The 19,391-nt window shown below is 60.5% G+C and carries 18 protein-coding genes; 8 read left to right on the top strand and 10 right to left on the bottom strand.

The window, feature by feature from the left end; all coding sequences use genetic code 11:
* Window positions 1-63: 63 nt before the first annotated feature.
* The 3 genes from O2N64_RS03770 to O2N64_RS03780 form a co-directional block, all read right to left on the bottom strand.
* The gene (locus O2N64_RS03770) at window positions 64-2,394 is read right to left on the bottom strand and encodes a TonB-dependent receptor (RefSeq protein WP_271078949.1); all 2,331 of its coding nucleotides are present in this window, start codon (window positions 2,392-2,394) and stop codon (window positions 64-66) included.
* Between the two features lie 323 nt (window positions 2,395-2,717).
* Window positions 2,718-3,560 carry a hypothetical protein gene (locus tag O2N64_RS03775; protein ID WP_271078950.1) on the bottom strand — a complete coding sequence of 281 codons (843 nt, stop codon included), beginning with the start codon at window positions 3,558-3,560 and terminating at the stop codon, window positions 2,718-2,720.
* A gap of 129 nt (window positions 3,561-3,689) precedes the next feature.
* On the bottom strand, window positions 3,690-4,463 hold the full coding sequence (locus O2N64_RS03780; protein WP_271078951.1) for an inositol monophosphatase family protein: 774 nt from the start codon (window positions 4,461-4,463) through the stop codon (window positions 3,690-3,692).
* 65 nt (window positions 4,464-4,528) lie between these two features.
* On the opposite strand from O2N64_RS03780, the gene O2N64_RS03785 reads away from it, so the two are divergent.
* Window positions 4,529-5,509 carry a helix-turn-helix transcriptional regulator gene (locus O2N64_RS03785; RefSeq protein ID WP_271078952.1) on the top strand — a complete coding sequence of 327 codons (981 nt, stop codon included), beginning with the start codon at window positions 4,529-4,531 and terminating at the stop codon, window positions 5,507-5,509.
* Here O2N64_RS03785 and O2N64_RS03790 read toward each other — a convergent pair whose 3' ends face one another.
* Window positions 5,510-6,445 (bottom strand): ribose-phosphate pyrophosphokinase, encoded by a 936-nt coding sequence (locus O2N64_RS03790; RefSeq protein ID WP_271078953.1) that lies wholly within the window; start codon window positions 6,443-6,445, stop codon window positions 5,510-5,512.
* An 88-nt stretch (window positions 6,446-6,533) separates the two neighbouring features.
* Window positions 6,534-7,526 (bottom strand): class II fructose-bisphosphatase, encoded by a 993-nt coding sequence (gene glpX / locus O2N64_RS03795; RefSeq protein WP_271078954.1) that lies wholly within the window; start codon window positions 7,524-7,526, stop codon window positions 6,534-6,536.
* 55 nt (window positions 7,527-7,581) lie between these two features.
* Between glpX and O2N64_RS03800 the strand changes: the two genes are divergently transcribed.
* Entirely contained in the window at window positions 7,582-8,067 is a 486-nt protein-coding gene (locus O2N64_RS03800) for a hypothetical protein (RefSeq protein ID WP_271078955.1), read from the top strand.
* On the opposite strand, the gene O2N64_RS03805 is transcribed toward O2N64_RS03800, so the two are convergent.
* Together O2N64_RS03805 and O2N64_RS03810 are read right to left on the bottom strand one after the other, a co-directional pair.
* The gene (locus tag O2N64_RS03805) at window positions 8,064-9,371 is read right to left on the bottom strand and encodes a homoserine dehydrogenase (RefSeq protein WP_271078956.1); all 1,308 of its coding nucleotides are present in this window, start codon (window positions 9,369-9,371) and stop codon (window positions 8,064-8,066) included. The two genes, O2N64_RS03800 and O2N64_RS03805, sit on opposite strands and share 4 nt — an antisense overlap.
* A gap of 121 nt (window positions 9,372-9,492) precedes the next feature.
* On the bottom strand, window positions 9,493-10,401 hold the full coding sequence (locus O2N64_RS03810) for a hypothetical protein (protein ID WP_271078957.1): 909 nt from the start codon (window positions 10,399-10,401) through the stop codon (window positions 9,493-9,495).
* A gap of 395 nt (window positions 10,402-10,796) precedes the next feature.
* On the opposite strand from O2N64_RS03810, the gene O2N64_RS03815 reads away from it, so the two are divergent.
* The 6 genes from O2N64_RS03815 to O2N64_RS03840 all read left to right on the top strand — a co-directional run bounded on the left by O2N64_RS03815 (window position 10,797) and on the right by O2N64_RS03840 (window position 14,560).
* Window positions 10,797-11,450, top strand: a complete 654-nt coding sequence (locus O2N64_RS03815; RefSeq protein WP_271078958.1) for an energy transducer TonB — start codon at window positions 10,797-10,799, stop codon at window positions 11,448-11,450.
* 30 nt (window positions 11,451-11,480) lie between these two features.
* Window positions 11,481-12,269, top strand: coding sequence for a MotA/TolQ/ExbB proton channel family protein (locus O2N64_RS03820; RefSeq protein WP_271078959.1), 789 nt, complete (start codon window positions 11,481-11,483; stop codon window positions 12,267-12,269).
* 80 nt (window positions 12,270-12,349) lie between these two features.
* Window positions 12,350-12,883 (top strand): ExbD/TolR family protein, encoded by a 534-nt coding sequence (locus O2N64_RS03825; RefSeq protein WP_271078960.1) that lies wholly within the window; start codon window positions 12,350-12,352, stop codon window positions 12,881-12,883.
* Window positions 12,884-12,931: 48 nt separating this feature from the next.
* Window positions 12,932-13,366 (top strand): ExbD/TolR family protein, encoded by a 435-nt coding sequence (locus O2N64_RS03830; protein WP_271078961.1) that lies wholly within the window; start codon window positions 12,932-12,934, stop codon window positions 13,364-13,366.
* A gap of 188 nt (window positions 13,367-13,554) precedes the next feature.
* Window positions 13,555-13,995 (top strand): ExbD/TolR family protein, encoded by a 441-nt coding sequence (locus O2N64_RS03835; RefSeq protein ID WP_271078962.1) that lies wholly within the window; start codon window positions 13,555-13,557, stop codon window positions 13,993-13,995.
* Complete coding sequence (locus O2N64_RS03840; protein WP_271078963.1) at window positions 13,985-14,560, top strand: ExbD/TolR family protein; 576 nt, start codon at window positions 13,985-13,987, stop codon at window positions 14,558-14,560. Before O2N64_RS03835 ends, O2N64_RS03840 begins: the two co-directional genes overlap by 11 nt.
* Here O2N64_RS03840 and O2N64_RS03845 read toward each other — a convergent pair.
* From O2N64_RS03845 to O2N64_RS03855, 3 genes are all read right to left on the bottom strand, one after another.
* The gene (locus O2N64_RS03845; protein WP_271078964.1) at window positions 14,557-17,016 is read right to left on the bottom strand and encodes a ligase-associated DNA damage response DEXH box helicase; all 2,460 of its coding nucleotides are present in this window, start codon (window positions 17,014-17,016) and stop codon (window positions 14,557-14,559) included. The genes O2N64_RS03840 and O2N64_RS03845 overlap by 4 nt on opposite strands.
* A gap of 180 nt (window positions 17,017-17,196) precedes the next feature.
* Entirely contained in the window at window positions 17,197-18,555 is a 1,359-nt protein-coding gene (locus tag O2N64_RS03850) for a hypothetical protein (RefSeq protein ID WP_271078965.1), read from the bottom strand.
* A 3-nt stretch (window positions 18,556-18,558) separates the two neighbouring features.
* Complete coding sequence (locus tag O2N64_RS03855; protein ID WP_271078966.1) at window positions 18,559-19,386, bottom strand: DUF2059 domain-containing protein; 828 nt, start codon at window positions 19,384-19,386, stop codon at window positions 18,559-18,561.
* Window positions 19,387-19,391: the final 5 nt, after the last annotated feature.

The following is a 19,391-nucleotide window of genomic DNA, read 5'->3' on the forward strand; positions in this document are numbered from 1 at the left end:
GCTACAATACAATTCGGCCGCCGCCCTGCGGACAGGGCGGCGGCCGTAATCGTGTGTAGAATGTTAGAAGTCCTGGCGGACCGTCACACCAAATGTACGCGGTTGACCGACTTGGAAGCCAAGCCGCGCACGCCCGCCGCGTTCCCGGTCGAAGGAAAGCAATGGATTCTCGTCGAACACATTGTTCATATAGACAGTAACTGACGTACCGGTGTCGAGGTCGATACCCGCAGAAATGTTCACGAGATTGTAGGACGGCAACAACAGATCAACCGTGGTTGATGCAGTGGCAGGAGCGCCGAGGAAAGGCAGTCCGGCCACGAAAGTGCGTGGATTGTTCTCTTGGTCGGAAGGCTGCGTATAGCGGCTTCCCACATGTGTGAAAGATGCCGCGATATAGGCGTCGCTTGTGTTGGTGAAGGCCCATTCGTAGCTACCCGTAGCCGAGAATTGGAATTCCGGCACGGACGGCAGGCGATTGCCTTCGCGGATACCCGTCGCAGCTGGGAGCGGATCGGGCAGCGTCGTGTCGAACTCAGCCTCGATCAGACTGCCTGACAGGATGATGTCAAGGCCCGGCGCCGGGCTGAAGCCCATTTCCGCTTCAACACCCATGGTGTGTGCATCGGGCACGTTGAAGACGATGCGAGAGGAGCAACTGCCGGCATCCAGCGTCACCTGCAGATTGTTGATGTCCGTGTAAAAACCCGCTGCGTTGACATAGAAGCCATCGCCCTGCGCTTTCACACCCGCTTCATAATTCCAAAGCGTTTCGTCATCATAGTCCTGAAAGCCCCCGAAGAGCGCGAGATCTTCGGCGTTGCATAGCGGCGTGTTGAGCGGATCGTTCACGCCGCCGAGACGGAAGCCTTTGGATGCCTGCGCGTTAAGTGTGATATCGTCAGTTACATCATAGCTTAGCAGAATGCGGGGGCTGATCCCGTCCGAACTGGTGGTGTCGACCTGTCCGGTATCGCCATTGGCGAACAGACCGCCGGTGGTAATGGTTCGGCTTTCTTCAAAATCATAATAGCGCGCGCCCAGTGTTACATCGAACCGCTCAGTCACCGCGTATGTGGCCTCGCCGAACACCGCGATCTGCTCGATGTCGTAAGGCAAGTCCGAGTTGAATGGTGAGTTGGCCGGGAAGCCATTCGCCACCGCCGCCGATGTTCCCGCGCCAAGCACCTGATCGGTGAATGCGTCATAGCCCGGTGTCGGGAGGCGTTGACGATAGAAGCGGCTGGTATCCGAATAAAATCCACCAAGGACCCACTGCAGCGGCCCGTCCGTATCTGACGACAGGCGTACTTCCTGCGTCCAGCTTTCTAGATCCGTCGTATCACGCAGGTTGGAGGGCAGAACGACGGCGTTCTCCGGATAGCCAAGGTCGATGGAGACTGAACCAGTCAGTGCGCTGGCATCGCGGCTCACCAGAATATCCCGATTGGTGTAGGACGTCACAGATGTCAGGATAACCCCGCCAAGCTCAATTTCACCCACCAGATCCGCGATCAGGGTTTCGTCTTCAAACGCTTCGCGCAAGAGTAGCCACTGCTCGCGTTCGCCGAAGACGAAAGGATCTGCGGTCGTGGTGAAGGGATTGCCGAAGATATTGAAGATTTCCTGCCGGTTGAAGCCGTCGGCATTCACGCGCTGGTAAACAACCCGCGGGGTCAGGCTGAAGCCTTCTCCATTGTCGAAAGTGATGGCAATCCTTCCGCCATAGCGTTCGCCGCCATTTACATTCTCGCCGCCTCCGGAGCCGGCTGCGTCGATAAAGCCTGCATATTCGGTGTAATATCCGACGACGCGTGCCGCGATATTGTCGGCCAACGGCACGTTGATCGCACCTTTGATATAGCCGCCGATATCGCCGCCGTCGACGCGATTCAGATTGCCCTCGATCGTGCCTTCGGTAACACCAAGCTCAGGCTGATTGGTGATGTAGCGGATGGTCCCGCCAACCGAACCGGAACCAAACAGAGTACCCTGCGGTCCACGCAAAGTCTCGACGCGGTTGAGATCAAAAAGGTCCAGGTCGGGAGTGAAAAGCGAGAGCGAAATCACGCTTTCATCCAGATAAACGCCAACCTGCTCCTTCACACCCGGCTGATCGCGAACGACCTGACCTGCGGAGACGCCGCGAACCGACACTTGGCTCTGACCGGGCCCGAGGTTCTGCACAGAAAGGCCCGCCACATTGCGCGAAAGGTCCTCCAGCGTCACTGCGCCTGACCGCTCGATATCCTCGGCGGTCTGGGCATTGATGGAAAAAGGAATGTCCTGAATATTGGCATCGCGCTTGGTCGCGGTCACCAAGATCGAATTGCCCGATTGCGCCTCTTCCTCTTCGGCATCTTGCGCCAGAGCAGGCGCCGCCGAAAGGGCCATAGTGGCGGTTCCAAGAAGCAGGGCTGCGCGGCAGCCTCCTCCAAATGAATTGAAGCTACGCATCGTTCTCTCCTCCAAATCAGGCCGTTCTATCGCGGCGGTGATGGCAGGATGTTACGTTAATTGTGCCCATTTTACATCATGCGGCCCGAAGAGCAGCAAGAACGCTTTTGGATTGTTTCAAATTCGCCACAGGTCGCACAGCGTGAAGGAGGCCGCCCGGCAGTTCAATACGGCAGCTCAAGACCCAAGTCGCGACCGGATCGCCGTCGATGGCACGGCACTAAGGAAGGGTCCGGTCTCGCGCCACGCCATCTTGGACGTTAGGCAGAAACGGTGTCCTGCTGGAATTTCAGCTTGCCTGTCAGATTGAGGAATGTTGCAACCGCAAGCAGGATGAGCGCATATCCGCCGAAGCCGAGCGACCAACCCTCACGCACGGAATCGGCCGATACGAAGCCTGAAAGCCGCTCCATTTCGCCTGCCATCACTTCTTGTACGCCGACGAAATAGAACAGAGCCCAGACCGTAGCGACAATCGTCAGAATCTCGAAAATCCGGGTCTTCTCGCCTTTAAAGGCCCTCCAGATAGTTAGTCCCGCAAAAATCGGCAGAAGCAGGAGGGTCCATCCCATGATGGCCATGCCGTCAAAGACATTGGCCACTTCACGCAAGGTGGCGCGATCGCTTTCTGCCATCAACCACGTATTTTCGGCCCGGTCACGCGCATAATCTGCCAATTCGGACAAATCGGAGCTCCCGCCAACAGCGAAGCCAATGAGCGAAGTCGAGTTGTCCGAACCCATGAATGACACATTGATGTAAGGAAGCAAAAGGCAGGCAATTATAATCAGTCCGCCGATCACCATGGCTGGTGCACTTTTCAGTTTTTCGACAATGCCTGATGCGCCTGCGCCCTCTGCCATGCGCGAAAGACCTTCGCCCCCGCTCTGCAACACCGAACCAAAGTCAGGCGCAGCAGCGGCGCGTTTAAGGGGATAAATTTCGCCAGCAGTGCCACTGTCGCTCTCGACGAAATCGACACGCTCGCCGCCTCGAGGGTCTCGCTCGCTTTTCCAGTCGCTTCTGGTGAATTTGTATCTTTTGCCGTCATCGCCGGTGATGGCACCTTCGTCGCCCGAAAAGCCGAGTACCTGACCTTGCATCGAAAACCCCCTGTTTTTCCTATGATGTATGTTAATTTGCAAAAACACGGGCGCGTGTCAAAGCCTTGGGAAATCGCTCGAAATCCTGTGCGAAAATGAGCCGGAAATCCGGGCTGGTGGGGGCACTCGCTAGGCCAGTATCTCCACCACATCATCAAGCCGCGCGGCATCGCCAAGGGCGAGCACTGTGCCATCGGAGCCCGCATGTAGCGGCTCTCCGCGCCAGTCACCCATCACTCCGCCTGCACCCTCCACCACCGGCACAAGCGCGGCATAATCGTGCAGCTGCAACCCTGCCTCGCAGACGATGTCGATATGTCCGCTCGCGAGAGCTGCGTAATTGTAGCAATCCCCGCCCATCACCATGCGCTTATGATCGGTTTGCCCTGCCAGCGCCATGAAGCGGTCACCCTGCTCAACGGAGAAATAATGCGGCCCGGTTGTGGCGATGGTCGCGCGATCGAGTTCGGGGCAACGACGCGTGGAGACGGCCTTGCCGTTGAAAGTCGTCTCCCGCCCGGAGACGCCTGCCCAGCGTTCGCCAAGAATGGGCTGGTCGATAATGCCAAGCACCGGGAAGCCGTCTGCCAGAAGCGCGATCAGTGTCCCGAAGATTGGCCGGCCTGCTAGGAAAGCCGTCGTTCCATCAATCGGATCGAGCACCCATTGGCGTCCGGAAACGCCTTCTTTCACGCCGTACTCTTCGCCGTGAATGCCGTCAGCCGAGCATTCCGCTTCGATGATCTTGCGCATCGCCGCTTCGGCATTGCGATCCGCCACGGTTACCGGGGTAGCATCGCCTTTCGCCTCGCCATCCAGAGCGGTGCGAAACAGCGGGCGAATCTCGGCCCGGGCGGCATCGGCAAGGCGATGCGCCAGTGCAATATCAGACGATGTAATCATGATTGCATTTTAATCGACGTGCCAAAAGTTGCAATCTGTCATTATTTTGCGCAAGAACGAAAGCAATGAACAAGGGGCCGCAGATTTCTTCGCAGACAGGTGCGACCAAAAGTGGTGCGCCGCTAGCGATGTCCCGCGCGCCCGCCGAATATTTGCGCCCCTGGCTTTATTGGTGGAGCATTTCGGAAGGCGAGTTGCCGCCAGGCGTGCGGGTAAACTGTGGCCGCACAGTAGATCATCCCTGTATTACTTTCATCTATCACGATGCTTGGACAGCAGGGACCGCCGATGGCGAACAGGTGTGGGACCCCGGCGAGCACGGCAAGGCGCTCTACTTTGGTCCGCAGATGCGCCGAATGCCGCTCAGCATCGCCGGAAAGTACACGGCCATCGCGTTGCATTTCAACGTCGGAGCAGCGCAATTGCTGGGCTTTCCGCCCCCGAGCGAGACGATCGATCGAATCATCGATCTCGACGAATATTTCGAACGCGACGTCCCTCTCGCCAAGCTCGTTCCTCTGAGCAATGACTATGAGACCTGGCTTGCCGTGCTGGAGCAGGATTTCTTGCGGCCACTGGTCGCGCAGAATGGCGGCGAGCGTCCCGATGCCATCAGCCGCGCCTTCGAAACCGCATGCCTGGCAGAGCCCCAGATCACGGTGGAGGAATTTTCCAGCCGGCAATCGGTGTCAAAGCGCACTGTCGAGCGGTGCATCAAACAATCCTTCGGCATTACGCCCAAGCAGGCACTGCGGCGCGCACGCGCGCTGGATATGGCCGCGGCGCTCTTGGGTGTGGCGCGGCCCGAAGATCAGCCTGAGATCGAAGACCGCTATTTCGACCAGTCGCACCAGATCAAGGAAGTGCGTGCGTTTTTCGGCATGTCTCCGACCGAGCTGAAAAACGGCATGCATCCGTTTCTCCGGCTGGCACTTGAAGTGCGACAACGGCGGCGTCTCGATGCGCTTAATAGGCTGGGCCCCGAAGAACTTGGCCCGTGGCGCGATGCTGACAGCGAACCGCGCTCAGGCGACTCTCGCGATTGATCAGTCGAACAGGCTCGAAACCGAGCTCTCGTCTGCAATCCGGCGCATCGCCTCACCCAGCAGCGGAGCAATTGTCAGAACACGAATGCGGTCCGATTCATGCGCGGCATCGGTCGGCTGGATGCTGTCGGTAATGACCAGCTCCTTCAAAGCCGATTTGTCGACACGGGCGACCGCTCCGCCCGACAGCACGCCATGGGTAATATAGGCAGCAACGCTCTTCGCGCCCTGGTCGAGTAGCGCCTGCGCCGCATTACACAGCGTGCCACCCGAATCGACGATGTCGTCAATCAGGATGCAGCTGCGCCCTTTGACATCACCGATGATGTTCATGACTTCGCTTTCGCCGGGGCGATCGCGGCGCTTGTCGACGATGGCGAGCGGGGCGTTGTCGAGGCGCTTGGCAAGCGCGCGGGCACGAACCACACCGCCGACGTCCGGAGAGACAACCATCAGGTCTTCATCGCCGTAACGCGCCTGAATATCCGCCGCCATGGTGGGCGCGGCATAGAGATTGTCCGTCGGGATATCGAAGAATCCCTGGATTTGCCCTGCATGCAGGTCGACGGCCAGCACGCGATCTGCACCCGCTTCGGTGATCAGATTGGCCACCAGCTTGGCCGAAATCGGGGTGCGCGGACCGGGCTTACGATCCTGACGCGCATACCCGAAATAGGGCACCACTGCCGTGATCCGCTTAGCCGATGCACGCCGCAGCGCATCGATACCGATCAGCAGCTCCATCAGATTGTCGTTCGCCGGAAAGCTCGTCGACTGGACGATGAACACGTCTTCGCCGCGCACGTTTTCGTGAATTTCGATGAAGACCTCTTCATCGGCAAAGCGGCGAACGCTCGCGTCAGTCAGCGGCACTTCCAGATATCCGGCAATAGCGCGGGCGAGCGGCAGATTGGAGTTGCCGGACATGATCTTCATGGCGAACGAATCCCTTTGAGCGAATGCTAGAGTGTGCCTAGCCGAGAGTCATAGAGGTGTAACAGGGCGCGCGGTCAGGTTTCCCCGATCAGAGCCGGTGCTCACCTTTGATCCAGCGGACCGTCCCTGAACTTGCGCGCATCACAACGCTTTCGGTCGTCATCACGCGGTCGCCATTGGGACGCTTCAGGCGCTTCACGCCGGAAAGTAGCGATCCTTCGGTGACGCCGGTCGCAGCAAAGATGCAATCGCCCTTGGCGAGATCTTCCAGCTTGTAGACCCGGTCCAAATCCTCAATGCCCCATTTTGCGGCACGGGCGCGCTCATCATCGTTGCGGAAGACGAGGCGACCGTTGAACTGGCCACCCACGCAGCGAAGCGCGGCTGCTGCGAGCACGCCCTCGGGTGCTCCGCCCTGGCCCATATACATGTCGATCGTGGTGTCCTGATCGGTCGTAGCGATCACACCGGCTACATCGCCATCGCCAATCAGGGCGACACCGCAGCCGAGACCGCGCAGCTCTGCAATCAGGTCGGCATGGCGGGGACGATCAAGCACGCAGACGATAATGTCCTTGGGCTCGACGCCTTTGGCAGCAGCAACAGCTTCGACATTCTCGGTAACGCTCTTGTCGAGGCTGATCACGTCTGCGGGATAACCCGGACCGACGGCGATCTTGTCCATATAGACATCGGGAGCGTTGAGCAGGCAGCCTTCTTCGGCTGCAGCCAGTACGGCGAGCGCATTCGGGCCAGCCTTTGCGGTGATGGTCGTGCCTTCCAGCGGATCGAGAGCAATGTCGATCTTGGGTCCTTTGCCCGGCGCGCCGCCGACTTTCTCACCGATGTAGAGCATCGGCGCTTCATCGCGCTCGCCTTCACCGATCACCACGGTGCCATCCATGTAGAGGGTATCGAAGGCGCGGCGCATGGCCTCCACGGCCGCGGCGTCAGCGGCTTTCTCGTCCCCGCGACCAATCAGATCGGATGCGGCAATCGCGGCGCTTTCGGTGACGCGCACCATCTCCAGCACCAGTACCCGGTCAAGTACGCTCTGCTCTTTTGAACCCGTCGAATTCATCGGTAATTCAGCCTCCAACGCCTCTGTTGCGGCTCGCTTAGCAGGAGGGTCGCGGATGTCGAGGCTATTGGTCGCAATGTGCGCCGCGAGTGCCGCTTTTTCGGTCTCGGCGGCGGCACAGGAGGTGTATGGCCCGCTCGTCGGCACCGAAGTTGATGAAGAAGTCCCCGTCACCATTGTCGAAGAAAGGCCATGCGAAACGCAGACGCGGGAGGATGGCGCGATCCTCGTCTGCCGACAGGTCGACGAGACCAAACGATACCGCTCCCCACTGCCGCGCGAAGTCCAATCGGACCGGCGCATCATCCCCGGCCTTACCGATCCGCCCTGCTGGGTCACCAATCCCGGGGCTGTCGGCACGCCCTCGTGCATGCGCGTCGGCTACGCACCGGAGCCTGCATATATGCTCGACTTCTCCACCCTGCCGGAGCCGCTCGCTAGCGATGAGGCTGAGCAGGTGACTGAGGTTGAGAATGACGCTTTGCCTGCAGACAATTTGTCAGGCGAACGCGTGCCGATAGACCTGTCTGAAGACGACTAGCCGAGCAGCCGCATTACCAGCGGCTCTTCAACGAGGCTGGGTGATCCGTCGAGCAGAGCCAACGCCTTGCTCACCGCAGCTTCGGGCGATTCGTGCGTCACCATGCCGATCAGGACCGGCACATCGTCACCATCCGGCTGGCCATGCTGGATAAAGCTTTCGATCGACACTTCGGCATCGCGCATGGCGGCGGTAATTTCTGCCAAAACCCCCGGGCGATCGGCGACCACCATGCGGATGTAGGCGCGATTGCGGCGGTGCCCCGGATCGGCAGGCGCGCTTTCTTCCAGCGCAGATACGGGAATGGAAAATGGTGGCGGCGTGTTGCCGCGTGCCATGTCGATAAGGTCTGCCACGACCGCGCTCGCAGTCGGGCCATCGCCCGCGCCCGCGCCTTCGAACAGCAGTCGACCCGAGAAATTGCCTTCTCCAACAACGGCGTTGGTCGGGCCGGACACGCCTGCCAGCGGATGATCCTTGGCCACCAGATAGGGAGCTACGCGCTGGAACAGCTGGCGCGATTCCTCGCTGCCCGACACATCCGCAAGGCCTATCAGGCGAATGACGTAGCCCAGCGCATCGGCCTGCGCGATATCGGCGGCGCGAATGCGGCTGATACCGCTGGTATCGACCGAAGCGAAATCCAGCCGTGTGCCAAATCCGAGTGCAGCGAGGATCGAGAGCTTGTGCGCGGCGTCCACGCCTTCGATATCGAATGTGGGATCTGCCTCGGCGTAGCCCAGCGACTGCGCTTCCGAGAGCACGTCGGCGAAGTCCCGGCCCGTACTCTCCATTTCCGAAAGGATGTAATTGCAGGTGCCGTTGAGAATACCATAGATGCGCTCGATCCGATTGGCAGCCGCGCCTTCGCCAAGGCCCTTGATGGCCGGAATGCCGCCAGCAACGGCTGCTTCATAGCGCAGTGCAGCGCCGCTTTGCTCGGCAAGTTCCGCCAACTCCAACCCGTGATGTGCGACCATTGCCTTGTTCGCGGTGACGAGGCCCTTTCCGTTCTCCAGCGCCTTGCGCGCCAGAGCGAGAGCCGGTCCATCAGATCCGCCAACCAGTTCCACCACGACATCGACATCATCGCGCGCAGCAAATGCGGTCATATCGTCTTCCCAGGCGTAAGCGGACAGATCGACCCCGCGATCCTTGGCACGGTCTCGTGCGGACACGGCGACGATCTCGATCGGGCGCCCTGCACGACGGGCAATCAGCGCGCCGTTTTCATCAAGCAGCCGGATGACGCCAGCACCCACGGTGCCAAGCCCCGCCAAAGCGATACGCAAACTCTCTGCCATAATTCCCCGTCTGGCTTTCCCGCTGAATTGCTCTGGCCCGCGTTACGAACAGAGCCAGTCAGGGGCAAGCGAGATGGGCTTCGCTGCGATCAATGAAAACTTCGCTGAGTCGAATTCGCGCTCAGCTGTATCGGCGTTCACACGGGCCAAGCTGCTCGCGAACGAACGCGTAGTCTTCACGTGCGCGGCGCCGCGATTCGGCATCGTTCTGCAGAAATGCGCCGTCCGCCAGCGTTTCGGGCAGGAAACATGCGAAGCGGAACCAGGCGAGTGTCTCAGGCTCTGGTGGACGTGCCGATACGTCGACGATCTCGCCCAGCGATACGCCCCATTCGGGCGCCCGTCCCGGGCGGCGGATGACCGTGAGAGAGACTGGCGCACCCGTGGTCGTCTCGACAAACATCTGCGTTTCGGATTCGCCGGCAAGGTTACCCGGTACGGAAATCACATCGCGCACCCCGGTAATCGGCGGCGGCGCATCGGCAGCGGCAATCTGCCGGAGAACCCGCCGCACCCGCTCCTGCAGTATCGGGCCTGAAGGGAACATCGCGCGCGAGGAAATCAGCTGCACGGCATTGGGCTGCGTCATCGACATATCGGCGAAGATCACGAAGTTGCGCTCTTCCCAGTCGGGAGCATCGCCATCGGCCTCTCGATCGGTCTCGGTCACAAAAACAAGCGACTCGCCGACGCCGCGCGGTGCAGTCAGCAGGTTCTGCGTCAGCGATTCGATATAGAGTCGCACACGATTGGCCGGAACATTCGGCGCGCGCTCCTGCGAAAATGCAATCGCCTCGTCAATCTGCACGGTCGCTACCAATTCGGCTTCGAGCGCGAAGGTTACCAGATCTGCATAGGTGGGGTCTTCGCCCGGGCCGAGCTCTGCTGTCATTCCATCGCCGCGGTCCTGCGAGAGCGCGGGAAGCGAAGGCAATGTCGTCGAGCAGGCGGCGAGAAGGCTTGCCGCAGCGGTTGCGAATGTCAGGCGCGCAGGATGGCGAAAATGCGGACGCTTCGGTGCAATATTCATGCGAATCTCTCTCACCCTATCGAAAGGTGTTTTGCAATGGCGAGAGCGTAATGCCCATTGCCCTCGACCATTCGAGCGCCGCCACCAGTTTTCATTTTTCTTTGTCCATCAAAGGCAAGTGCGCTGAATCGTGACTTAATGGGAAAAGCATTTGCCCATACCCTTCCGTCCCGTTAAGACGCGCCCCGAAAGGCCCCGGGATAACAAAAATAATCCGGATGTGGCCAATCGGGCACTAATCTTACGTTGCTTGGTTGGTCTTGCAGGACAGAAATTGGGCTGGACAACAATCCGCCGCGACTGGCAGGGTGCGAATCTTGTCGGTCGAGTAGCCGGGCTTTGTCCCGGTGTAGTTAATGGAGTGAAGGGACTGGATGGCTTACGCTGACCAAGAAATGAGCGGTAGTCGCATCATCGCGATTATTATCGTTGCCCTTATTCACATCGGTATGGGCTATGCGCTTGTTACCGGTCTCGCCTATTCAGCTTTCAAGGAAGCTGTTGAGCGCGTGACCACCGTGGATATTGAGGAACCGCCGCCACCACCTGAGGAAGAACCGCCGCCACCGCCGCCGGAGCAGGAAGTTGCTCCGCCGCCGCCGGTTGCGCCCCCGCCGCCGATCAATGTCGCGCCAAATCCGCCGCCTGTGCGGGTGCAGCCGAACATTCCGCCGCCGGCACCGATCAGCCGTGTTGTGCCGCCGCCGGCTCCGCCTGCTCCTGCTGCACCGCCGCCGCCGCCGCCCGCACCGGATCTTTCGCGTCCGGCTCAGCCGGAAGGCCAGGCACGCTGGCAGCGTCGTATCATCGAAAACTACCCTTCACGCGCCCTGCGCCGTGAGATCGAAGGTACGGTGGGCGTCAGCGTCACGATCGGAGCCGATGGCCGCGTTGCGTCATGTCGCGTGACACGCTCTGCCGATCCGATCCTGGACGAGGCTGCGTGTGATGACATGCGTCGTTATGCTCGCTTCAGTCCGGCATTAGACCGTAGTGGCAACCCGACTTCGGGTAGCTGGGCAACCAACATCGTTTATCAGATCAACTAATTCAGAATTCTCTTAGAAGAGGAAAAAAGCATGCTTATCGATTTTCTGGCCGCTGGTACGGCCGATGGGGCCCCAAAGACCGATTTCGGTTTCGTCGCGGCAATGGAAGAGGGTGGCCCTGTCGCCTGGTTCATCCTTGGCATCATGATCATTATGTCGGTCGGCTCGTTCTACATCCTGATCACCAAGTACTTTGAACAGAACAAGGTGATGAAAGAATACCGCTCCAACCGCGCCGCTTTCTGGCGTGCAGGCTCGCTGAAAGACGGCGCCACCAAGTTCGAAAAGAACAGTGCATGGCGCCAGCTGGTCGACGACGGCATCCGTGCCGGCGACGAGTCCGCCAAGATGACCGACAGCCTGGAATCGCACGATTGGCTGCACGGCACGCTCGCTCGTTCGGAAGCTTCGATCAATGCAAAACTTGCTAGCGGTCTACCCTTCCTCGCAACCGTGGGTGCAACCGCTCCCTTCGTCGGTCTGCTCGGTACGGTGATCGGTATTTACAACGCACTGATCAAGATTGGTGCCACCGGTTCGGCTTCGATCGACCAGGTTGCCGGTCCGGTGGGTGAGGCCCTGATCATGACCGCTATCGGTCTGCTCGTGGCTGTGCCTGCTGTGTTCGCCTACAACTATCTGCAGTCGCGCAACCGCAAGATCGCTTCGATGCTCTCGGGCTTCTCGACCGATCTGCAGGCCAACATCACCTCTAACGGTGCGGTGAAGCCGACCCTGCCGACAGCTGCTAACAAGGCCCCTGCTCCGGCAAAGGCCGCTCCGGCGAAGGCAGCTCCTGCCACCGCGCCGAAGAAGTAAGCTAGACTGTATGAATTGGCGGGCACCTTCGCATGCTGGTGCCCGCCGCTTCCTCACTTACGTGAAATAGGAAAAGACACATGGCAATTCAGTTGGGCGGCGAAGAGACACCGATGTCCGACATCAACACGACGCCGCTCGTCGACGTCATGTTGGTGCTTCTGATCATCTTCCTGATCGCGGTTCCGGTGGCCATCCAGACCGTCGAAGAACTGCGGATCCCGATCATCGAGACGCAGGAATCGGACGACAAGGTCGAAAACCTGCTGATTACCGTGACCACGACGGATGCACAGGGCCGTACGCCCGACACCATCCGCAGCGGTTTCACCGGTGCCACGCGTGATGGCGAGTGCCGCGTGTTCCTCAACAACACCACGCTGGTGGACTCGACAGAACTGTACGATCGGGCATTCGAACGTCTCGATGCCATCGTTCAGCGCGCAGGTGGCCCAGAAGCTATCATGGCCGATCCGGAGCTGATCCCGCAGGTCCATATCCGTGGTGACGTGAACGCGCCATGGCGCTGCGTCGCAGGAACGATTTTCAACGTGCAGGCCGCCGGTTATCCGACCGTCGCCTTCATCTCGAACCCGGTTGACCCTGAAGGCTGATCGCCTCCACCAATCGCGGTTGAAAGAGTAATTTAGGAGTACGCAATCATGGCAATGTCAGGTGGCAGTGATGATGGCTCGCCGATGATGGAAATGAACATGACGCCGTTGATCGACGTCCTGCTCGTTCTTCTCATCATGTTTATCATCACCATCCCCGTGGCGACCCACGCCATCAACATCGACCTGCCGTCTCCGGTCAACAATCCGGACACTCCGGAGGTTGAGCCGATCAAGAACAAGATCGTGCTTACGCAGGACGGCCAGATCCTCTGGAACGACCAGTCGATCAGCCAGGGCGAACTGGTGGGCAACCTCCAGGAATCGCTCGGCTTCGCGGTTGAGCCTGAACTGCAGTTCGAACCTGAGCCCCTCGCCAGCTATGAGCTTGCAGCGGAGGTGCTCTCGATCATCAAGGCATCGGGCGTCACCAAGTTCGGTTTTGTCGGCAACGAGCGGTATCGCCAATTCTCTGCCGAATAATCAGCCGAGACAAGAAACACGAAAAGGGCGGCTTCGGTCGCCCTTTTTTGTGCCTGACCCGGATTGGGCTAAATAGAGCGGTCCGCAATTATGGCTGCGAGGAAACCAGCTCGCATCAATCCAAACATTTGACTTCCCAGAGCTCTTGTGATGTTATGTTGTGACATACAAGGAAGAGGAGAACAGATATGGCTATCAAGTCCCGCCTGTTGGAACGTCGTTACACCGCCCACGCCCAGCCGATGAGCGAGCTCAACATTACCCCGCTGATCGACGTTCTGCTGGTCCTGCTCGTCATGCTGATCATCTCCATCCCCATCGCCACCAACTCGATTGAAGTCGATTTGCCGAATGGTCGTCTGGTCGGACCGGAAAGCCCGCAGATTGCTCTGATCGTGACCGAAGGCGGCGCGGTCCTATGGAATGGCGAACCGGTCGACCGCCCGACTCTCGAGGACCGCCTCGCCCTCGCTGCGACTGCACCCGACGCGCCTGTGATCAGCTTCGAACCAGAAGCCAATGCGAGCTACAATGACAGCGTGCAGGTCATCAATCTGGTTGATGATGCCAACATCACCAAATTCGCCTTCGCCGGAGCGCACCAATACCGCACCTTCGATGCCGAGTAGGCTCCGGCGCAAGCGCTGGCTCCACCTGCCCCACGATCATGGTGAGCCGCTTAGACAGCCTCGCTATGATGTGGTGGCAGGGGTCCTGTTCACGGTTACGGGCATGCTGATCTGGACGGACTATCCTGTTCCAACGCACGCCGTGACCTTTGATCTCCCATCCCCGTTGCCGTCTGCATATCATTCGGAGCGCGAAGAGATGGTCAATCGTGTCGGCCTCACCGAGGCCGGCGTCACAACCTTCAATGGCAACCCCGTCAGCCTTTACGAACTTTGGGATCAGCTAGCACTCGGCATGTCTGAACCCATCGAACCACTGGTTGTATTCGATCCCCATCCCGATGCTGCTTATGGCGAAGCAGCGCGGACTCTGGTGGCCATCAAGGCTTCCGGCGTGACCAAATTCTGCTTTGCCCGCCAAGAGGCTCGCGAAACCTTTGGGGACGGAAGCGAAAATCGCCTTTATGTCGTGCCCCAAACGCGGAATTCCTATGCTCGCCGCACGATAATCTTCCCGCCGACGGACTGCTCCGACGAACTCATCCAGTCCAGCCATCCGCGCTAACCTCCCAATCCCCCCGGCAGTCCATCCACCCGCATTGCCGCGCCAGCCAGCGTTTCCGCCTCCAGCAGCAGCTCGTCATCCGCCCCGCCTTGAGGCACAGCCTCGCGACCGATCATCACCATTACCGGCACGGCGAGCGGGCTGACGCGGTCCAGCTCTACGAACTCCAGCCGCTCGGCCGCCGTATCGAGCAGGTCGCCCAAACGACCGATATCGGTCATCTTCTCGCGCGCATCGGCCCAGGCGGCTTCGATCAGGACATGGTCGGGTTCGTATTTGCGCAGCACGTCGTAGATGAGGTCGGTGCTGAAAGTGACCTGCCGCCCGCTCTTCTTCTTGCCGGGATGCTGGCGCTCCACCAATCCACCGATCACGGCAACTTCGCGGAAGGCGCGGCGCAGGAGGTGGCTGTCTTGCACCCAGTCGATGAACTCATCAGTCAGGATATCGGGCGAGAGCAGCGGGCGCGGATCTTCCACCGGCTTCAGGCTCCACACCGCGAGCGAGTAGTCATTCGCCACAAAGCCGCCCGGCATCATACCCAGCGCCTCCATGCGCGATGTGATCAGCATGCCCAGCGACTGGTTCGCGTTCCACCCGGTGAACGTATAGTAGACCGTGTAGTGCTTGCCCCCATGCGGGAAGCTTTCGACCAGTAGATTGTCCGGCCCCGGCAACTGACTGCGCCAATCCTGCACTTCCAGCCATTCGCGCACATCGTCGGGAAAGCGCGCCCAGCCCGCGCGATCGGTCAGCAGGCCGCGGACCCGGTCCGCCAGATGGGTGGTGAGCGGCAGGCGCAGCCCGCCATAGCTGGGGATCATCGCCGATTTCTTGCTGGCCCGCACGATCAGCTCCATATCCTTGAGCTGTTCCACTTCGACATTCACCCCGGCGAACTGGAAAGTGTCTCCCGGCCTCAGCGAGGCGGCGAAGCGTTCCTCCACCTTGCCGAGCGATCGCCCGTTGCGGAAGCGCACTTCCAGCATCTCCGCATCCACGATGATGCCCGCATTCATGCGGTGCTGATAGGCGCGTTCGGGATGGGTGAGCCGCCAGACACCGTCCTTGTCGCGCGTGATCCGCTTGAACTTGTCGTAAGCCCGGAGCGCGTACCCGCCGGTGGCGACGAACTGCAAAACGCGCTCCCATGTCGGCTTGTCGATGGAGGCATAGGGCAGGCAGCTGGTCACTTCGGCGAGCAGCGCATCTTCGTGGAATGGCCCGGCGCAGGCGCAGCCCATCACATGCTGGGCGAGCACATCGAGACCGCCGGGGCGGAACTCCTCGCCATCGCGCTTGCCTTCCTCCACCGCTTCGAGCGCGGCGGTCGCCTCGAGGAACTCGAAGCGGTTACCCGGCACCAGCAATGCGCGGCTTGGTGTGTCGAGCCGGTGACCTGCGCGCCCGATGCGCTGGAGCAGGCGCGATGAGCCCTTGGGCGCACCCATCTGGACGACGAGGTCGATATCGCCCCAGTCGACACCAAGATCGAGCGAGGCGGTACACACCAGCGCCCGCAACTTCCCTTCGGCCATCGCCGCTTCCACCTTGCGTCGCGCCTCTTTGGACAGCGAGCCGTGGTGGATGCCGATGGGTAGATTGTCCTCATTCGCATCCCAGAGGTGCTGGAAGATGTACTCGGCCAGGAAGCGGGTATTGGTGAAGACCAGCGTGGTGCGATTGTCGCGAATGCGCTGGTAGAGCTGCGCGATGGACCACGTCGCAGCATGCCCGCCCCACGGCACACGCTCTTCATCGGGCAGCAGGATTTCGACTTCGGGTTCGGCCCCGCTTTCGCCCTCGACCAACTCGACACTATCGACATCCCCATCGGGCGCGATCCAGTCGCGAAAGGCATCGGGATCGGCCACTGTGGCAGAGAGCGCCGCGCGTTGCATATCGGGCGCGATGGCTTGCAGGCGAGTAAGCGCAAGTGCCAGCAAGTCACCACGCTTCTGTGTCGCAAAGGCATGGACCTCGTCCACCACCACCCGCTTCAAGCCTTTGAACAGCTCGAAGCTGTCATCATAGCTGAGCAGGAGCGACAGGCTTTCGGGCGTGGTCAGCAACACGTGCGGCGGCTTGCTGCGCTGGCGACGCTTCTTGTCGGACGAGGTATCGCCGCTGCGCGTTTCGATGCGCAGGCCCAGCTCCATCTCCTCCACCGGCGTGATGAGGTTGCGCTGCACATCGTGTGCGAGCGCTTTCAGCGGTGAGACGTAGAGCGTGTGCAGCCCTTCCGGCGGTTTGGCCCCATCCAGCCGTGACGGCGTGAAGTCGGCCAGAGTCGGCAGGAAGCCTGCAAGCGTCTTGCCCGCACCCGTATCGGCGACGAGCATCGCATGTTTGCCGCTGTCAGCCGCGGCCAGCATCTCCGCCTGGTGTCGCCGAACCCGCCAACCTCGCCCGGCAAACCACGATTCGATTTCGGGAGGGACGCCCGCGCTGGTCATTCAGCATGCCTTCCCGAGGAGGGGGTGTGACAGGTGTGACAGTGTCCAAGAGAGAAAAAATTCGCCCGCAATTCTCCCGCCATCACAAAGCGTTAGCGGAGAAGAGAGGAAGCGGATCATATGTGCCTTGTTTCAGAAACCTTCGCTGTAGGAAATGGTGTCGCCACCCCCGTACTGCAACTACAGCGCGGCGAACTGCGCAGGGCTTACTTCATCGCGGCGTTCCAGCATCGCCTCATGCAGTGCGATGGCGGTGCGGCAGGTGTTCTCGGAATTGCCATTGGCATGCGCAGCGCGGATGAAACGCAGTTCCAACCCGGTGCGCTCCGCCGCCGCCTCGAAAGCCCAATCGGGGATTGAACCGATCTCACTCGCGTCGCCCTCAGTTTGAACGCTGAACAAATTCGGGGTCAGAGCCAATTCGGCCGACAAGCTGCGTTCGAAGCGCACCCAATCCGCCCGCATCTCCGGTGCCCCGGCCTCGAACCTTCCGTTTTTGACGTCGCGACACGCCTGTTCGCTGTCCTGCTCGGCAGTCAGCAACCAGGCGAGGCGCAATTCGGCGATCGCGGCAGCCTGGTCCGGGCTGACGAGCGGGCGCACGGCCAGCAGCTCATCGCGCATCATGTCTTTGGCAGTTTCGATTGGCTCACTATTGCCACGCAACTCCATCGCCAGCGCGCGCGCAAGCACCGCATTGGCAGCGGCCACGGCTTCAAAAGTCGCGTCCCCGCCAAACAGCTCCTGCTGTGCCTGCCTGATCGCCGCTTGTGCAGTTTCACCGTCTGGATTGGGCGGGAGGACTTGCATTGGTGGTTCATCCGGAACCGAGGTGAATGGCTCGTCCTCGTCTGCACCCCCGCCCGAGCACATGGACAACAGCAGCAAGAATCCACCGAGCCACCACACGCCGTATTTGTTCAGCGAATATCGCCGGAAGGTCGCATTGATGCCGCCCTCCTGCCCTTCGCCGCTATCGAAGAAAGGCGCGATGTCCTCGTCACGCCAATAGCCGGGCTGGTCGGATGGCAGGCTCGCCGGGCGATGCATGAAATAGCCCGCGTCATGTTCGTAATGATCCAGATAATCGGTGGGATCGGCGTAGCGGCCACCCGGCTCGTAGCCGTCCGGCGTTTCCGCAGGGTCATCCTCGGTCTCGGCTCGCTCGCTGACTTGAGGCTCAGGCTCAGGCTCAGGAGCGGGTTCGGGTTCGGGTTCGGGTTCGGGTTCGGGTTCGGGTTCGGGTTCGGGTTCGGGTTCGGGTTCGGGTTCGGGTTCGGGTTCGGCAGGTGGCTCCGGCGCTGGAGGAGCTATGTCAACGGGCGGCTCGCCTGCTCGCGCGGCCTCGCGCTCCATTTCCGCGGCGAGGAACAGGGCCTTGCCTTTTGCCGCAGTCAGATCAGCGAATGCCGAGATCGACGCACTGCCATCCAGCTTCGCGCGCGCCAGCTCATAGGCTGCGTTTATCGCATCCTTGTCCGCCGTCTCCGCAATGCCAAGCGCGGACCAGGGCCAGGATTGCGAAGCTGGGGAGCTCACCTCTTACTGTGCATCCTCGGGCGCTTCGGCGGCAGGAATCGAGATGCTCGGCTCGAGCGCATACCGCAGCTGCTCTTCCGTCATTCCCGTCAGTTCCATCACCCGTGCACGCTCTTCGGATTGCAGATCAGCATAGTTGCGGGGCTCTGCCACGCCTGCGAGCTGCTCTTCCAGTCCCTCGAAATCGAGCATCTGCTCCCACATCGCCTCATTGCTGAACATGCGGGCCATGATGCGCGGATCGCTCGACATGGACCAGCTTTCGCGGGCGAACACCGTGCCGGTGTCGGTCTGGAAAAATGCCTCGATATCTTCGAGCTGAGCCTGCGTGAAATAGATGGCGTAAAGCTCTGTCATGACTTCGCGCATCATCGGCTCCATCACTTCGCCCATGCGCACCATCATCTGCTCCGCCGCGGCCATTTCCGCAGCCTGCCGGTCGCGCCAGATCGGATCGACGATATCGAGCGTGGCGATGACGCTTTCGTCATCCATCTCTTCGGTGGGGGCCATATAGCCGAGCGCCTGGTCGAGCGCATCGCGCGGGTCCTGCTCCATTTCGGCCATAGGTCCGAGGATACCGCCGACCGCGCCGCCCATCATTTCGCCAAAAGTGCCTTCGGGGATGAAGAGATCGATGATGCGGCGTGCGGTGGGAAGACGCGCTTCCTGTTCGGCGGTCAGCGGTTCCGCTTCAAACATCGCGCCGAGGGCTGCGAAGGCGTCGGCCGTCTCAGCTTCCTGCGTCTCCTGATAATTGTCCTGCGCGAGCACGGGCTGCGCCGCGAGTGCCAGCGCCATGCCAGCGGTTCCGAAAAGCGCCTTCATCATAGTCC

The organism is Aurantiacibacter sp. MUD61 (assembly GCF_027912455.1).
Lineage (GTDB): Bacteria > Pseudomonadota > Alphaproteobacteria > Sphingomonadales > Sphingomonadaceae > Alteraurantiacibacter.

Excerpts from the sequence above, each read along its gene's own strand:
- O2N64_RS03785 (WP_271078952.1), top strand. The coding sequence starts at position 4,529 with ATGAACAAGGGGCCGCAGATTTCTTCGCAGACAGGTGCGACCAAAAGT.
- O2N64_RS03775 (WP_271078950.1), bottom strand. The coding sequence starts at position 3,560 with ATGCAAGGTCAGGTACTCGGCTTTTCGGGCGACGAAGGTGCCATCACC.
- glpX (WP_271078954.1), bottom strand. The coding sequence starts at position 7,526 with ATGAATTCGACGGGTTCAAAAGAGCAGAGCGTACTTGACCGGGTACTG.
- O2N64_RS03800 (WP_271078955.1), top strand. The coding sequence starts at position 7,582 with ATGTCGAGGCTATTGGTCGCAATGTGCGCCGCGAGTGCCGCTTTTTCG.
- O2N64_RS03830 (WP_271078961.1), top strand. The coding sequence starts at position 12,932 with ATGGCAATGTCAGGTGGCAGTGATGATGGCTCGCCGATGATGGAAATG.
- O2N64_RS03810 (WP_271078957.1), bottom strand. The coding sequence starts at position 10,401 with ATGAATATTGCACCGAAGCGTCCGCATTTTCGCCATCCTGCGCGCCTG.
- O2N64_RS03845 (WP_271078964.1), bottom strand. The coding sequence starts at position 17,016 with ATGACCAGCGCGGGCGTCCCTCCCGAAATCGAATCGTGGTTTGCCGGG.
- O2N64_RS03780 (WP_271078951.1), bottom strand. The coding sequence starts at position 4,463 with ATGATTACATCGTCTGATATTGCACTGGCGCATCGCCTTGCCGATGCC.
- O2N64_RS03855 (WP_271078966.1), bottom strand. The coding sequence starts at position 19,386 with ATGATGAAGGCGCTTTTCGGAACCGCTGGCATGGCGCTGGCACTCGCG.
- O2N64_RS03815 (WP_271078958.1), top strand. The coding sequence starts at position 10,797 with ATGAGCGGTAGTCGCATCATCGCGATTATTATCGTTGCCCTTATTCAC.
- O2N64_RS03790 (WP_271078953.1), bottom strand. The coding sequence starts at position 6,445 with ATGAAGATCATGTCCGGCAACTCCAATCTGCCGCTCGCCCGCGCTATT.
- O2N64_RS03825 (WP_271078960.1), top strand. The coding sequence starts at position 12,350 with ATGGCAATTCAGTTGGGCGGCGAAGAGACACCGATGTCCGACATCAAC.
- O2N64_RS03770 (WP_271078949.1), bottom strand. The coding sequence starts at position 2,394 with ATGGCCCTTTCGGCGGCGCCTGCTCTGGCGCAAGATGCCGAAGAGGAA.
- O2N64_RS03820 (WP_271078959.1), top strand. The coding sequence starts at position 11,481 with ATGCTTATCGATTTTCTGGCCGCTGGTACGGCCGATGGGGCCCCAAAG.
- O2N64_RS03805 (WP_271078956.1), bottom strand. The coding sequence starts at position 9,371 with ATGGCAGAGAGTTTGCGTATCGCTTTGGCGGGGCTTGGCACCGTGGGT.
- O2N64_RS03835 (WP_271078962.1), top strand. The coding sequence starts at position 13,555 with ATGGCTATCAAGTCCCGCCTGTTGGAACGTCGTTACACCGCCCACGCC.
- O2N64_RS03840 (WP_271078963.1), top strand. The coding sequence starts at position 13,985 with ATGCCGAGTAGGCTCCGGCGCAAGCGCTGGCTCCACCTGCCCCACGAT.